This is a genomic window from Halobellus litoreus, assembly GCF_024464595.1.
GTDB classification, from domain to species: Archaea; Halobacteriota; Halobacteria; order Halobacteriales; family Haloferacaceae; genus Haloquadratum; species Haloquadratum litoreum.
Genome location: NZ_JANHAW010000001.1, coordinates 698,631 through 711,556 on the forward strand (window position 1 = coordinate 698,631; position 12,926 = coordinate 711,556).

The window sequence follows — 12,926 nt, forward strand, 5'->3', positions numbered from 1 at the left end:
CGCACGCGTCACGTCGCCGACGGCGGAACGTCCGGCCCGCTCTCGTCGCCACCGACGTCCTCGCTCGCGCCGTCGCCGCCGTACTGTTCGCGGAGCCGTCGGATCCGCTCGGGGATCGGCGGGTGCGTCATATGGAACGCGGCGTAGGCCGGATGCGGGAAGGGATTACTGAGGTTCTCGCCCGCGAGCGTCTCTAAGGCGCGGGTCATCGACGCCGCCTCGCCCATCGTCTCCGCGGCGAAGTCGTCGGCCTCGCGCTCGTGCGCGAGCGAGAGCTGATTCGTCAGCGGCGCGGTGAGCGAGAGCAGCGGTCCGGCGTACAGCAGTCCGATCCCGAGCGCGGCGTACGTCTCGCCCGGCAGACCGAACGCGGCGTACACCCACTGCGACGTCGTCACCCACCACAGGAACGCGAAGACCACCGCCATCTGGACCGCGGAGGCGCCCAGTTGCTTCCAGATGTGGTTCCGCTTCCAGTGGGCGAGTTCGTGCGCCAGCACGGCCTGAATCGCCTCCCGGTCCATCTGGTCGACGAGCGTGTCGAACAGCACGACCCGCTTCGCCCGCCCGAACCCGACGAAGTAGGCGTTCGAGTGCGAGGAGCGACGGCTCGCGTCCATCTCGTAGACCTGCTCGCAGGCGAATCCCGCGCGCTCGAAGACGTTCTCGACGGCGTCTCGGAGGTCGCCGGCCTCGATCGGCTCGAAGTCGTTGAACAGCGGCGCGATCACGCGCGGGTAGACGACCATCATAAGCAGCGAGAAGCCCACGACGAGCGCCCAGCCGACGACCGGCCAGAGCGCGGGGAGCGCCTCGACGGCGAGGAGCACGCCGCCGGCGACGAGGCCGCCGAGGGCGAGCGCGAGAACGGTTCCGACGAGGAGGTCCCGGAGCCACAGGGGCACGGTCTGGTTGTTGAAGCCGAACCGCTCCTCGACGACGAACGTCTCGTAGGCGTCGAACGGCGCCGACAGGAGCCGTCCCGCGACGACTGCGCCCGCGAGGAGGACGACGCCCTGGGCGACGCTCGGCAGTCCCGTCGCCGTCAGCGCCGTGACGACCTCGCCGTACAGCCCCGAGACGACGACGGCGAGGACGGCGACGACGCCGAGCCAGGACTGGAGTCCGGAGAGGAGCGTCTTCGAGCGCTGATACGCCAGCATCTTCTCGGGGTCGCCGACGTCGAGCGCGTTCCGGACCCACTCGTCGGCGTCGCGGACGGCCACAGCGCCGTACCGGAGGTTCAGGTGATCGAGGACCGTCTCCAGAAGCTGTACGCCTCCCAGGAGCGCGACGAGCGCGAGCGCGGCCGTAGATACCATTACCGAACAGTCGGACCCGAGCGGACTTCAACGTCGCGGGCGAGTCGAACGTCAGCATCGCGCGCGGTCGAGAACGACCCGCGGACCCCCACTGAACGCGAGCGCTCGTCGCCGAGAGTTCAGTTCACTATCGCGAACTGATCTCTGTCGACTCCCAGCCGGTCGCGCCTACTGTTCTCCGTCGGCTCTCGCCCCGTCGCCTACCGTCCGTCGTCGCCGACGTCGAGCACCGTTCCGACGCCCTTCGATTGGCCCTCGCGGAAGACGAACCGCTGGCCCGCCTCGACGAGGTACGGCCGGAACTTGAACTCGACCGTCGCCGTGCCGGTATCGCCCGGAAGCAACTGCCCGCCCTCCGGGCGGAACACGACCGCCTCGCTCACGGTTTCGAGGTGCACGACGGGCTCGTAGCCCCCCCGGATCCGCGTGGGGTGGTTCAACACCATCACTTCGGCCTCGAAGGAGCGGACCGCCGGCGGGTCGACATCCGCGGGAAGCAGCGCCATCCCGCGCTCGATGTCCTCCTCGCGCACGCCCTTGAGCGCGATACCGACGATGCGCCCGGCCTTCGCCCGGTCGACCCGGTGGTGGTGCATCTCGATCGAGCGGACCTCGACGTCGCGGTAGGAACCGTCCGGCATCGGCCCGATCTGCAGTTCGTCGCCGGCCTCGACGCTCCCGGCGTTCACCGTCCCGGACGCGACTGCCCCGACGCCCGTCACCGAGTACGTGCGGTCGACGTACATCCGGAAGTCGTCGCCGGCCTCCCGGGTCGTCTTCGGGAGTTGTTCGAACATCGCATCGAGGTCGTCGAGGCCGTCCATCGTGACCGCGCTGGTCCCCAGGATCGGAACGACGGAGTCGCTCAGCTCCTCGACGGCGACCCCGACCCCGTGTCTGTCGACCCGAAGCGGCGTCCGCCCGACGTCCCGAAGCAGCCGTTCGACCTCGCGTTCGACGGATTCGAGCCGGTCCGCGTCGACGACGTCGGCCTTCGTGATCGCGACGATCGTCGGCAGTTCCATCGCGAGCAGGATCCCGAGGTGTTCGCGGGTCGTCTTCGTCGGCCCGTCGTCGGCGGCGACCACCAACAGGCCGTAGTCGAGTCGCTGCCCGACGAGCCCCCGAATCGTCGTCCGCAGCCAGGGCTCGTGGCCGACCGTGTCGACGAAGGAGACCAGGCGGTCGGACTCCTCGACCACCCGTGCCCGGTCGGACTTGCGGTGCGGGTTGTCCAGGTGGACCGCGCCGTCGTCGGTGAACCCGTAGACGGCGTAGGAGAGGTCCGCCGAGAGCCCGCGTTCGACCTCGTGCGGTTGGACGTCGAGGAAGCCCCGGGTCTGTCCCTGGCCGTCGTCGGCGGTGCCGGTGACGAGCGACCCGACGAGCGTCGACTTCCCGTGATCGACGTGACCCGCCGTCCCGACGACGATGTGGTCGTCGTCGACGTCCAGGACCGCACCCTCGGTGACCGTCGCGACGCCGACGAGGCCGCGGTCGCCGTCGTCGCCGACGCCCCAGGTCTCGACGTCGTCGATGTGAGCGCCCGCCTCCTCGGCCAGAATCGAGAGGACGTCCATCGATTCGGAAAACTCCTCGGGCGTGATGCCGGCGATGCCGCCGTCGTCCGTGACGCCGACGACGTACGTCGCCGTGCCGTCGCCGGAGAGCACGCGGTGGCGTAGTTGCGCCGCGAGGCTCTCCAGCCGACCGTCGGCGAGGTGGAGGTCCCGCGAGAGCCGCTCTTTGAATTCGACGCTGCCACCCTCCTGCTCGCCGCGCTCGAGGGCCGATTCCAGTACGGCCCGGTCAGCGCTCATAGCGGCGGATAGGGAATCGCTTGATAAAACCCTTTTCGTGGTGTGGGTTCTCGTGTCACAGTAGCGGTATTGAGGCGAAACGCCTCGAAGCGGCGACTGCAGATCACTCCTTGAGCCGCTCGTAGGCGCGGTTCACGCGCTTGAACTGCTCCTCGTCGCCGTCGTCGGTATCGGGGTGGACGGCCTTCACCCGCTCGCGGTAGGCGGCTTTCACCGCCGCCTGATCCGCGTCGGCGTCGAGGCCGAGCGTCCGGTATGCCTCCGCACGCGTGGGTTCGTTCGGATCGCGCCGCTCCCACTGCCGACCCGCGGTCGCGCCGCGGCCGTCCGCTCGGCGCTCCCACCCGTCGCCCGCCCGGCGCCGGCGTCCCGACCCCGCCGCCCGCCGGCCCGGTCCGAACCCCTCGAAATCGCCCGGTCCGCGCGATGCGGCGTTCGCTCGGCGGCGATTCCGCTCCCGTGCGGTCCCGGCCGTCCTCCTGATTCGCTCGCCGAGGCGGCCGCTCGCGTGGTACCACAGGAGGTACGTCGCGAGGCCGAATATCGCCGCGAAGAGCAACAGCAGCGGCTGATAGACGAATCCGAGGACGCCGAACAGCACCGTCGTCCCGGCGAACACCGCGGCGATGCCGATGACGAGTCCGTCTTCGTCCACAGCGGAGAGAGGGGGTCGAGAAACGTAAGCCTCCCGGCGTCGGCGGACGGTGCTCCCGGATCAACGGCACCGGGCCGCGCGATCACCACGCGGATCCGACGCCGCCCCGGAGGCGACAGAACGATTACCCGGGTCGAAGAAAGCCCGGTGATGATCCCGCTCGAAGACACGTACATCGAAAACCGCGTCCTCGTACAGCCGAACGATACCAACAACAACGAAACCGCCCACGGCGGCAACGTCATGAAGTGGATGGACGAGGTCGGGGCGATGTCGGCGATGCGCTTCGCCGGCCAGACGGTCGTCACCGCGCAGATGGAGGGCGTCGACTTCCACCGTCCGATTCCGCGGGGGAACACCGCCCTCATCAAGTCGTACGTCTACGACGCCGGCACGACGAGCGTCAGCGTCTACCTCCGCGTGTTCAGCGAGGACCCGCTCTCGGGCGACACCGAACTCACGACCGAATCGCACTTCGTCTACGTCGCCATCGACGAGGACAACTCCCCGACCCCCGTTCCCGACCTCGACGTCTCCTCCGAGCGTGCGATCGAGCTCAGAGACGCCGCAAACGGCGACCGACACGACGAGCGCGTCGACGACCGGTGAGTCGAGTCGGAGCCCGCAACCTCGCCCGCCGAATCGAACTGCCGCCGTCAGCGCCGAGTGCCTCGGCTCCCGAACTCGGTCGTGCGCGTTCGATCGGTCTCCCACACCCGGGTTCCGGTCTGGGACTGCACCCGCGCGAATCAAATATCCGACTCTCACGGCCAATTATCGAGGACATAGCGTTCGCGAAAAAACCGCGATACCGACCGCGCGGCGATACCAGAGTGGGTCGCTGGCATTCACTCGAATAATCAAAATAATCTCCGTTGTGAATTTGTGCGGGAATTAGGACGGTGTGATCCGATACCGGAGTATGAACGAGCGGCTCTCCGTCAGCTCTTTCGACGAGCAATTGACGGCGATATCGAATCTCGAACGTCGTCGGCTGCTGCTCGCGCTGCTGAACGCGACGCGGAACGGTGGGCTCCCGCTGGATGCCGGCGCGATCGAGTCCGACATCGACGAGCGACGGCGACGTATTCAGCTGACCCACGTCCACCTCCCGAAGTTGGTGTCGGGAGGCTACGTGGATCAGCCTCGGAAGGGCTCCCCGGATAGACAGCGACTTCTCGTCACCGACGGGCCTCGATTCGACGAAATCAGGCCGCTGTTGGAGCTACTCGAAGCCAATCGGGGACTGCTACCCGAGGACTGGAAGTAGCGGCGGGTTTCGGGACCGGAGTTCCGCTCGATCCGCCGGAACGCACCTTTCCGCGCGCTGTCCGTCGAGCGCTGTGAGTCCGCCATTCCGAATCTCAATCCTCGCGGGGATCGCGGCCGGGAAACAACCCCTGTGACAGCAGTCGTTGCGCGATCACGATGAGGCCGTTTCGGAATCCGCCGCCGAAGATCGCCTGTTCCTCGCGCGTGTCAGAGAGGATCGTGCTCACGAGGACGTTCGAGCGATCGACGAGGAGGAGTCGTCCGATCGCCAGTTCGTCCTCCGAGTTCGGCTGCGGACGCAACCACTCGAGACCGGAGACGAACGTCGTGACCCCCGGAAGCACCCTGTGAATCTGCGCTTCGAGCGATTCGTTGACTGCGCCGACGAGTACGTCGACCTCGTCTTCGAGTCTCTCCACGGCGTCGATCAAATCGTCCGTCAGTAGTGAGTCGTCGCCGAGTACTAAGACGACCTCTTCGTCGGCACCGCTGATGAGCTGATTCGATCTGTTCGCGATCGCGTCACTTCCCGAGAGCGCCCACACCTCCTGAACGGGATCCTCTTCTTCTCTTTCGATATCGCCAGCGCTCCTGAGGGCCTCCCCCAGACGTTTCACCCGCGACTCGTACTGATCACGGAGCGTTTCGGTCGCTTCCTCCAGTGGAACCGCGCGAAATCGCTGCGGGCTCGAATGCTGGATTTCGACGAGTCCCTGCGCCTCTAAGACTCGAACGGCGTCGTACACCCGAGTTCGGGGCACGTCGGTGATCTCGCTGAGCTGTTTTGCCGTCCCCGTCGAGAGTCGCGAGAGACCGACGAAACACTTCGCTTCGTACTCCTTCAGCCCCAGTTGCTGGAGCACCTCCGTTGCCTCGTCTAACGCGTTTTCCGTACTCATGTGTCCCAACTCACACCCCGGGATACCCCGCGGTCGTCAAACTCTCTCTCCGCTGGGCAAATAGGCGTTGTTACTGGGGGACCCGCCTACTCGGCCGTTCGAACCGAGCTAGCGAGTTGCGCTAGCGGGGGTATTCGATAACATAATTTGTTGTTGCTAGAATGATCACAGTAGATTCAAAACGTCTCAAACGGAAGTATATAGACGAGAAATAAATATTGAAGTTTAACTCGATTAATCACAAAATGATTATACCGGAGGAAGGCTATCGTGTATCTGGCGCGTTGAGGAATTGTGTCCCAACCACAACCCGAACGCGCGCCGGCTCGGCCACCACCGTGGCTGAGTTTCGCGGCTCTGGAGGGACGTTACATATGGACGCAGATTCGGCCGGAACCTCCGCAATCCCCAACAGTCGGGCACCCCACCGGTTCGACCCCGAACGGACCCTTTTTTATGAGTGCGTAGCGGCGCGATTCGGCTGCATCCTCGACTCAGTTGAGAACTGGATCGGCGACGCCGCATCGAAGAACGACGTCGTCGTCGGGGGCCAGTCCGTCTCGACCGCGGGCGCTGGCCGGGGTATTGTCAGAGTGCTAGACAACCAGATGTACGGACCGACGGGAACAGCCACATCGTTGTACCCAACCGACTCTCACGTGACGACTCACGGCGTGGAGCCGATCGAACACTGACAATGCAACAGAGCGGAACATCACTGAAGGAGGCGAAATGAGCGACGAACGAACGAAGGACCCGACCGATTCGAATCCCGATCACGAAACCGTCCGCGCGCGGTACGACTGGGAATCGACGCCGCCGTCGACGGCGATCGTCGAGACGATAGCGGAGGCGACCGGTGACAACCCGACAGCCTTGGAACCCCTGTACGAATCGGTGGATCCCGACGCCCTGAACGCGCTCTTGACGTCGGTCCCGTCGCGTACTGCCGGACGTGATCTCCGTATCTCGCTGTCTGTGGACGGACACGCGATCACGGTCTTCGGCGACGGCGGAATCGTCGTCCGACCCGACGGGATGGCGTGATCCACGGGGCGATCCTGGACCGTCCCCGACGTACCGACAGTTCGCGGCCGATAGATTCCGTATCGTGAAATACGATATATGGATGCGAGATCGGCTGATCGAATCAGTATCTTCAACACCGCCCGTCGCAAACCCGCTCGTATGAGTCTCGAACGCGAGTACGAGTGCCCCGAGTGCGGTCACACGGGATTCTGGAAGACTGCGTCGATGGAGCTCCACCTCGGCACGAAGACGAAGTGGAGTTGCAACGAGTGCGGCTACGGCTTCATCGAGATCAACGGCATCAGCACCGCAAAGGCGTAATCGCTGTTTTTCGATCGCTCACTCGTCGCCGTCGAGCGCCCGCCAGGAGAGCCGCGGGTTCCGCGCGGCGTCGGCCTGGTCGATCCGGCGCGCCGTCGTCTTCGACGGCGCGGTCTCGAGTTCGGCGTCGGAATCGGCCATCGCGGCGTCGAAGGCCGCGGCGAGGTCGTCGAGTGACGCTTTGTTCTCGGCCTCCGTCGGTTCGGTGAGCATCGCCTCCGGGACGAACTCGGGCCACTTCGTCGTCGGCGGGTGGACGCCGTAGTCGAGCATCCCCTTCGCGATATCGGCCGCGTCGCGCTCGCCCGCCGTGGCCGCGAACTCGTGGTGGAACGGGCCGTACGGGATGTCGTAGTCGATTCGTTCGGCGAGGTAGTTCGCGTTCAACACGGCCTTCGCCGAGGTGTCTTTCAGTCCCGCGTCCCCGAGCCGGGCGATGTAGGCGTAGGCCTTCACCAGGACCAGCCAGTTGCCCTGATAGCCGTGGACCTTGCCGATGCTCCGTTCGGGATCGTACAGTTCGTAACGACCGTCGCGCTCGCGAACCCGGGGTCGCGGGAGGAACTCCGCGAGTTCGTCGACGACACCGACCGGACCGGCACCCGGGCCACCCCCGCCGTGCGGCGTCGCGAACGTCTTGTGCACGTTGTAGTGCATGATGTCGAAGCCCATATCGCCGGGACGCGCACGGCCGAGCAGCGCGTTGAGGTTCGCGCCGTCGTAGTAGAGCAGACCGCCCGCGTCGTGGACGATCTCGGCGATCTCTTCGATGTCGCGCTCGAAGAGTCCGACCGTGTTCGGGTTCGTCAGCATCAGCGCCGCCGTGTCCTCGGAGACGGCCGCCTCCAGCGCGTCGAGGTCGACCCGACCGTCCTCGCCCGAGGGCAGTTCGACGACGTCGTAACCCGCCATCGCGGCGCTCGCGAAGTTCGTGCCGTGGGCCGACGCGGGCACGATCACTTCAGATCGCGGGTCGCCGCGGGCCTCGTGACACGCTTTCGCGATCATAATCCCGGTGAACTCCCCGGCCGCGCCCGCCGGCGGTTGCAGCGTCACCGCGTCCATCCCGCCGATCCGCGCGAGGTAGTCCTGGAGGCCGGCGAGCAGTTCGAGCGTCCCCTGGACGGTCTCCTCGGAGCGGTCGGGGTGGACGCCGCCGTTCGGATCGGCCGCCACGTCCTCGGTGAACGAGGGGTTGTACTTCATCGTACACGACCCGAGCGGGTACGGCCCGGTCTCGACGCTCCAGTTCATCTGCGAGAGCCGCGTGTAGTGGCGGGCCAGTTCGGGCTCGGAGAGCCCCGGCAGTTCGAGGCTCTCGCGGGTCAGATCGTCTGGCAACGGCGATTCCTCGCCGACGTCGACGGTCGTCGCGTCCTTCTCGGAGAGCAGCGGTTCGTATCGGTCGTCGTCGCCGTAGCGTGCCTGATCGTGGTTCATTATAGCGCCTCCTCGAACGCCTCGACGAGCGCGTCCGTCTCGCTTGCGTTCACGTCCGTGACGCACGCCTGCAGGAGGTGGTCGTCGACGACGTGAACCGCGAACCCGTTCGCTTCGAGATCCTGCGCGATCGCCGGGGCGGGCTGGTCGGTGCGGACGAGGAACTCCCGGAAGTGATGCCGGTCGTGGACCGGCGCTCTGACGCCCGGAAGTTCGTCCAGCTGTGCGGCGAGGGCCGCCGCCTCGCGAACGCACTGGCTCGCGAGATCGACGAGGCCGTCCGCGCCGAGCAGCGCGAGGTGCATCGCGGTCCGCAGCGCCACCCACGCCTGGTTCGTACAGATGTTCGAGGTGGCGCGCTCCTTGCGGATATGCTGCTCTCTGGTCTGCAGCGTCAGCGTGTACGCGCGCTTGCCGCCGGCGTCCTCGCCGGCCCCGACGAGGCGGCCGGGGACTTGCCGGAGGAACTTCTCGCGCGTCGCGAACAGCCCCAGGCCCATCCCGTAGGCGGTCGGCAACCCCAGGGCGTCCGCCTCGCCGACGACGACGTCCGCGCCGACGCTAGCCGGTTCCTCGAGGAGTCCGAGCGCGACGATGTCGGTGCCGAGACAGAACAGCGCGCCCGCCTCGTCGGCGACGGCACCGACCTCGGAGAGCCGCTCCTCGATCGTCCCGTGGACGGTCGGGTTCTCCGCGTAGATCATCGCCGTCTCCGCGTCCGCGAGTTCCGAGAGCGCCTCGACGTCGACGGTACCGTCGTCCATCGGGTACGTCTCGATCTGCAGGTCGGTGCCGTCGACGTAGTTCGCGAGCACGGCGCGCTTGTTCTCGTGGAGGATTTCGGGGACCAACACGGCGGACCCGGACACCCTTCGAACCCGATCGGCGAGTCGGGCCGCCTCTCCCAGCCCCGTCGCGGCGTCGTACATCGAACAGTTCGCGACCGGGAGGCCGGTCAGTTCGACGAGTTGCGACTGGTACTCGAAGAGCGCCTGCAGGAAGCCCTGAGTGATCTCCGGTTGGTACTGCGTGTAGGAGGTCAGAAACTCCGCGCGCTGTGAGAGGTCGTCGACGACCGAGGGGACGTAGTGGGAGTGGTGATCGCGGCCGAGGAACTCCGTCAGGTCGTCGTTCTTCGCGAGCGTCGACGACAGTTCCGCGCGGAGTTCGCGCTCGCTCCGGGGTTCGATCCCGAGGTCGTCGTCGAAGCGGACCTCGGACGGAACGTCGAAGAGGTCGTCCTCGCTGTCGACCCCGACCGCGGCGAGCATTTCTGCGGTCTCCTCGGCCGTGTGCGGCGCGAACGGGCTCCCCTCGGTCCGCTCGTGACGACCGCCGTCACGCATCGGCCGCACCTCCCGCTGCCGGGGGAAGCCGCGTGGCTCCGCGTCGACGAACGTTCGGGTTCATCGTGATCACTCGGTCTGCTCGCGGTAGTCGTCGGCCGAGAGCAGCTCGTCGAACTCCGAGTCGTCGCTGACCTCGACTTCGAGCATCCAGCCGTCGCCGTACGGCTCCTGGTTCACCAGTTCGGGGCGGTCGAACAGGTCCTCGTTGACGGCGGTTACGGTTCCCGAGATCGGTGCGTAGAGGTCCGAGACGGCCTTGATCGACTCGACGACGCCGAACTCGGCCCCCTGCGTTACCTCGTCGCCGACTTCCGGCAGTTCGACGAACACGACGTCGCCCAGTTCGTCCTGGGCGAAGTCGGTGATGCCGACTGTCGCGGTCTCGCCGTCGGTCGTGGCGTACTCGTGTGATTCCTGGTACTTGCGGTCTGTGGGTACTTCGAACATTAGTTGTCCTCGATGAATGGTGTGGGAACGATTTCAGCGCGTTTCTCCTGGTCGCGAACGACGACTGCGAGCTCCGTTCCGGGCTCCGACAGCGACGTCGGGACGTAGCCGAGTGCGATCGGCTCGCCCAGCGTTGGACTCATCGTCCCGCTCGTCACGTGGCCGACGACCTCGCCGTCCGCGACGATGTCGTGGCCGTGCCGGGCGATCCCGCGTTCCCGCAGGATCAGCCCGACGAACGTCTCTTCGACGCCCGCCTCGGCGACGGTCGCCAAGGCGTCGCGACCGACGAAGTCGGTGTCGAGCGCGACGGTCCAGCCGATGCCCGCCTCGTAGGGGGTCCGCGGCTCCGCGTCGGGATCGAAGTCCTGCCCGGAGAGGAGAAACCCCATCTCGGTCCGAAGCGTGTCGCGGGATCCGAGCCCGCAGCGCGTGCAGTCTTCCGCGAACGCGGACCAGATCGGTTCGATCTCGTCGGTCGGCGCGATGATCTCGAAGCCGTCCTCCCCGGTGTATCCCGTTCGGGAGACGTACGAGCGGACGCCAGCGACCTCCGTCTCGATCACGTCGCCCCACGACAGCGGGGTGACGTCGGCGTCGCTCGCGCGGTCGACCGTTTCGACCGCATCCGGCCCTTGCACTGCCACCATCGCCCACGCGTCGGTCTCGTTGCGGACGTCGGCGTCGAGGCCCCACTCGTCTCGGTGGTCGACCCACCGCCGATACGCCTCGTCGTCGTGGCCGGCGTTCGGCACGAAGAGGTATCGGTTCTCCTCTTCGGGGAGTCGGTACACGATCGTGTCGTCGACGATCGTCCCCGATTCGTCGGTGATCGTCGAGTACTGCGACTCGCCCGGTGAGAGCGCCTCGACGTCGTTGGACGTGAGCCGCTGCATCAGAATCGTCGCGTCCGGTCCGTTCACGACGATTTCGCCCATATGCGAGACGTCGAAGATCCCGACCGAGTCGCGAACGGCCTTATGTTCGGTCCGAATCGACTCGAACTCGACCGGCATATCCCACCCCCCGAACCCGGTGAAGGTCGCGTCCTCGGCGTAGACGTCGTACAGCGGTGGCTTCCGAAGGGCCATACTGGTGGGTAGGTTCGCGGCAAGAAATGTTTTGGTATGTTCGCCGCAGTTCCGACCGATTTTGCGGTGATAAATCGCATACTGCGATAGCAAATAGCGTCAGCGGGGGTCACACCGGACAGCTATCGGTTCCGATCGGTGTCTCAGTCCCGAACGGGTCGTCGTCGTCTCACGGCGACGCTCGACTCCCTATGCGGATCGGTCGCTACTGAGGAAGGTTCGATGGTGAGCGAGGCGATCGTATCCGCCGCCGAGCACGAGTCCGTAGAGGAGATACGCGACGAACGTGACGAGCAACATCGGGAGGTTCTGGCCGACCGTCTGCCCGCCGAGACCGACGTTGGCCAACACGACGGCGACGTAGCCCGCCCAGAGGAGAAGGCCGAACACGACCCCGTGTGCCAGTCCGGTCTCGCCCGGAAGACCCCAGGTGAACCCGGCGAAGAGGAGCGGCCAGGCGACGGCGTAGAGAAGGAAAAACCAGAGAATCGTCAGTAGCGTCGCGGTCGAGGAACCGAGTTCACAGTAGGGTGGTCCGCCGACGGCGCACAGACTGGTGAACGTGGCGAACACGAAGATATCGACGCCTGCGAGGAGGAAGTCCGTGATCAGCAGAAAGATCAGTAGCGCGATCGTCGCCGCGATGCCACCGGCGAGGCTGCTTCGCACTGGGTCCATACTTTCACTTCAGTATCATATATCAAAAATATGTCTAGCTGTCAGAGAGTAAATGTATTCGACGGCCCGCCGGTTTCGGTTCCATCTCCACGGGGAGTTCCGACCAGCGCTGCGGAACAGGTGGCCACACCACGACCGTCGTGTCGCTGCGGCACGGTCCCCGTCGGCGTCGCTGCATCGGGACGCGACGGCCTCCGGAATCGAACGAGCGCCGTCGTTATCTGTTCCGCCGGAAAACACCCGACTATGAGCCGATTGGTGGAACACGACGCGACGGGACCGCTGAAACTGGACGAGTCCGACCTCGACCCCGAGAAGGGAGACGTCGCCGTCTGTCGGTGCGGGCTGTCCGGTGACTTTCCGTTCTGCGACGGGACCCATCGGAACACGAGGTCCGAAGACGAGGACGTGCTGTATCGGTACGTCGAGGAAGACGGGTCGCTACGTCGTCGCGAAGTCGACCGCGTCGCGTACGCCGCCGACGAAACGGCCGACGACGACGCTGCCGAGAACGCGGAATGAGCACGGTCGGGAAGTCGGCATGGGTGTCGTAACCGGATTCCGTTCCGCTATTCTTAATTGATTATCTCATATGGTTTCTAC

General features: G+C 65.9%; 15 protein-coding genes. 6 read left to right on the forward strand and 9 right to left on the reverse strand.

Features of this window, described 5'->3' with window-relative positions; genetic code table 11:
• Positions 1 to 8 precede the first annotated feature (8 nt).
• The 3 genes from NO360_RS03480 to NO360_RS03490 form a co-directional block, all read right to left on the reverse strand.
• Positions 9 to 1,322: a M48 family metallopeptidase gene (locus tag NO360_RS03480; RefSeq protein WP_256306052.1), complete on the reverse strand. Its 1,314-nt coding sequence runs from the start codon at positions 1,320 to 1,322 to the stop codon at positions 9 to 11.
• 200 nt (positions 1,323 to 1,522) lie between these two features.
• On the reverse strand, positions 1,523 to 3,142 hold the full coding sequence (locus NO360_RS03485) for a GTPBP1 family GTP-binding protein (protein WP_256306053.1): 1,620 nt from the start codon (positions 3,140 to 3,142) through the stop codon (positions 1,523 to 1,525).
• A gap of 103 nt (positions 3,143 to 3,245) precedes the next feature.
• On the reverse strand, positions 3,246 to 3,797 hold the full coding sequence (locus NO360_RS03490; protein WP_256306054.1) for a DnaJ domain-containing protein: 552 nt from the start codon (positions 3,795 to 3,797) through the stop codon (positions 3,246 to 3,248).
• A gap of 150 nt (positions 3,798 to 3,947) precedes the next feature.
• Here NO360_RS03490 and NO360_RS03495 point away from each other — a divergent pair, with 150 nt between their 5' ends.
• Both NO360_RS03495 and NO360_RS03500 read left to right on the forward strand, forming a co-directional pair.
• Positions 3,948 to 4,406: an acyl-CoA thioesterase gene (locus NO360_RS03495; protein ID WP_256306056.1), complete on the forward strand. Its 459-nt coding sequence runs from the start codon at positions 3,948 to 3,950 to the stop codon at positions 4,404 to 4,406.
• 313 nt (positions 4,407 to 4,719) lie between these two features.
• On the forward strand, positions 4,720 to 5,067 hold the full coding sequence (locus tag NO360_RS03500) for a hypothetical protein (protein ID WP_256306057.1): 348 nt from the start codon (positions 4,720 to 4,722) through the stop codon (positions 5,065 to 5,067).
• A gap of 94 nt (positions 5,068 to 5,161) precedes the next feature.
• Here the strand turns inward: NO360_RS03500 and NO360_RS03505 are convergent, their stop codons facing one another.
• Positions 5,162 to 5,968 (reverse strand): TrmB family transcriptional regulator, encoded by an 807-nt coding sequence (locus NO360_RS03505; protein ID WP_256306059.1) that lies wholly within the window; start codon positions 5,966 to 5,968, stop codon positions 5,162 to 5,164.
• Positions 5,969 to 6,342: 374 nt separating this feature from the next.
• Between NO360_RS03505 and NO360_RS03510 the strand changes: the two genes are divergently transcribed.
• The 3 genes from NO360_RS03510 to NO360_RS03520 all read left to right on the forward strand — a co-directional run bounded on the left by NO360_RS03510 (position 6,343) and on the right by NO360_RS03520 (position 7,318).
• Positions 6,343 to 6,663 (forward strand): hypothetical protein, encoded by a 321-nt coding sequence (locus tag NO360_RS03510; RefSeq protein ID WP_256306061.1) that lies wholly within the window; start codon positions 6,343 to 6,345, stop codon positions 6,661 to 6,663.
• A 37-nt stretch (positions 6,664 to 6,700) separates the two neighbouring features.
• Positions 6,701 to 7,015, forward strand: coding sequence for a HalOD1 output domain-containing protein (locus tag NO360_RS03515; RefSeq protein WP_256306062.1), 315 nt, complete (start codon positions 6,701 to 6,703; stop codon positions 7,013 to 7,015).
• Positions 7,016 to 7,156: 141 nt separating this feature from the next.
• Complete coding sequence (locus tag NO360_RS03520) at positions 7,157 to 7,318, forward strand: DUF7838 family putative zinc beta-ribbon protein (RefSeq protein ID WP_256306064.1); 162 nt, start codon at positions 7,157 to 7,159, stop codon at positions 7,316 to 7,318.
• A gap of 18 nt (positions 7,319 to 7,336) precedes the next feature.
• Here NO360_RS03520 and gcvPB read toward each other — a convergent pair whose 3' ends face one another.
• The 5 genes from gcvPB to NO360_RS03545 all read right to left on the reverse strand — a co-directional run bounded on the left by gcvPB (position 7,337) and on the right by NO360_RS03545 (position 12,323).
• Positions 7,337 to 8,758 (reverse strand): aminomethyl-transferring glycine dehydrogenase subunit GcvPB, encoded by a 1,422-nt coding sequence (gene gcvPB, locus NO360_RS03525; RefSeq protein WP_256306065.1) that lies wholly within the window; start codon positions 8,756 to 8,758, stop codon positions 7,337 to 7,339.
• Positions 8,758 to 10,104, reverse strand: coding sequence for an aminomethyl-transferring glycine dehydrogenase subunit GcvPA (gene gcvPA / locus NO360_RS03530; protein WP_256306067.1), 1,347 nt, complete (start codon positions 10,102 to 10,104; stop codon positions 8,758 to 8,760). The genes gcvPB and gcvPA overlap by 1 nt, the downstream gene beginning before the upstream one ends.
• Before the next feature lie 69 nt (positions 10,105 to 10,173).
• Positions 10,174 to 10,554 carry a glycine cleavage system protein GcvH gene (gcvH, locus tag NO360_RS03535; protein WP_256306069.1) on the reverse strand — a complete coding sequence of 127 codons (381 nt, stop codon included), beginning with the start codon at positions 10,552 to 10,554 and terminating at the stop codon, positions 10,174 to 10,176.
• A complete protein-coding gene (gcvT, locus tag NO360_RS03540) occupies positions 10,554 to 11,645 on the reverse strand; it encodes a glycine cleavage system aminomethyltransferase GcvT (protein ID WP_256306071.1) in 1,092 nt (363 codons plus the stop codon). The genes gcvH and gcvT overlap by 1 nt, the downstream gene beginning before the upstream one ends.
• A 189-nt stretch (positions 11,646 to 11,834) precedes the next feature.
• A complete protein-coding gene (locus NO360_RS03545; protein ID WP_256306072.1) occupies positions 11,835 to 12,323 on the reverse strand; it encodes a DUF6789 family protein in 489 nt (162 codons plus the stop codon).
• Positions 12,324 to 12,569: 246 nt separating this feature from the next.
• On the opposite strand from NO360_RS03545, the gene NO360_RS03550 reads away from it, so the two are divergent.
• Positions 12,570 to 12,845: a CDGSH iron-sulfur domain-containing protein gene (locus tag NO360_RS03550; RefSeq protein WP_256306073.1), complete on the forward strand. Its 276-nt coding sequence runs from the start codon at positions 12,570 to 12,572 to the stop codon at positions 12,843 to 12,845.
• The last annotated feature ends 81 nt before the right edge of the window (positions 12,846 to 12,926 follow it).

Coding starts and splice junctions, on each gene's coding strand:
- NO360_RS03485 (WP_256306053.1), bottom strand. CDS start 3,142: ATGAGCGCTGACCGGGCCGTACTGGAATCGGCCCTCGAGCGCGGCGAG.
- NO360_RS03545 (WP_256306072.1), bottom strand. CDS start 12,323: ATGGACCCAGTGCGAAGCAGCCTCGCCGGTGGCATCGCGGCGACGATC.
- NO360_RS03500 (WP_256306057.1), top strand. CDS start 4,720: ATGAACGAGCGGCTCTCCGTCAGCTCTTTCGACGAGCAATTGACGGCG.
- NO360_RS03510 (WP_256306061.1), top strand. CDS start 6,343: ATGGACGCAGATTCGGCCGGAACCTCCGCAATCCCCAACAGTCGGGCA.
- gcvT (WP_256306071.1), bottom strand. CDS start 11,645: ATGGCCCTTCGGAAGCCACCGCTGTACGACGTCTACGCCGAGGACGCG.
- NO360_RS03480 (WP_256306052.1), bottom strand. CDS start 1,322: ATGGTATCTACGGCCGCGCTCGCGCTCGTCGCGCTCCTGGGAGGCGTA.
- NO360_RS03520 (WP_256306064.1), top strand. CDS start 7,157: ATGAGTCTCGAACGCGAGTACGAGTGCCCCGAGTGCGGTCACACGGGA.
- gcvH (WP_256306069.1), bottom strand. CDS start 10,554: ATGTTCGAAGTACCCACAGACCGCAAGTACCAGGAATCACACGAGTAC.
- gcvPB (WP_256306065.1), bottom strand. CDS start 8,758: ATGAACCACGATCAGGCACGCTACGGCGACGACGACCGATACGAACCG.
- NO360_RS03515 (WP_256306062.1), top strand. CDS start 6,701: ATGAGCGACGAACGAACGAAGGACCCGACCGATTCGAATCCCGATCAC.
- NO360_RS03495 (WP_256306056.1), top strand. CDS start 3,948: ATGATCCCGCTCGAAGACACGTACATCGAAAACCGCGTCCTCGTACAG.
- NO360_RS03550 (WP_256306073.1), top strand. CDS start 12,570: ATGAGCCGATTGGTGGAACACGACGCGACGGGACCGCTGAAACTGGAC.
- gcvPA (WP_256306067.1), bottom strand. CDS start 10,104: ATGCGTGACGGCGGTCGTCACGAGCGGACCGAGGGGAGCCCGTTCGCG.
- NO360_RS03505 (WP_256306059.1), bottom strand. CDS start 5,968: ATGAGTACGGAAAACGCGTTAGACGAGGCAACGGAGGTGCTCCAGCAA.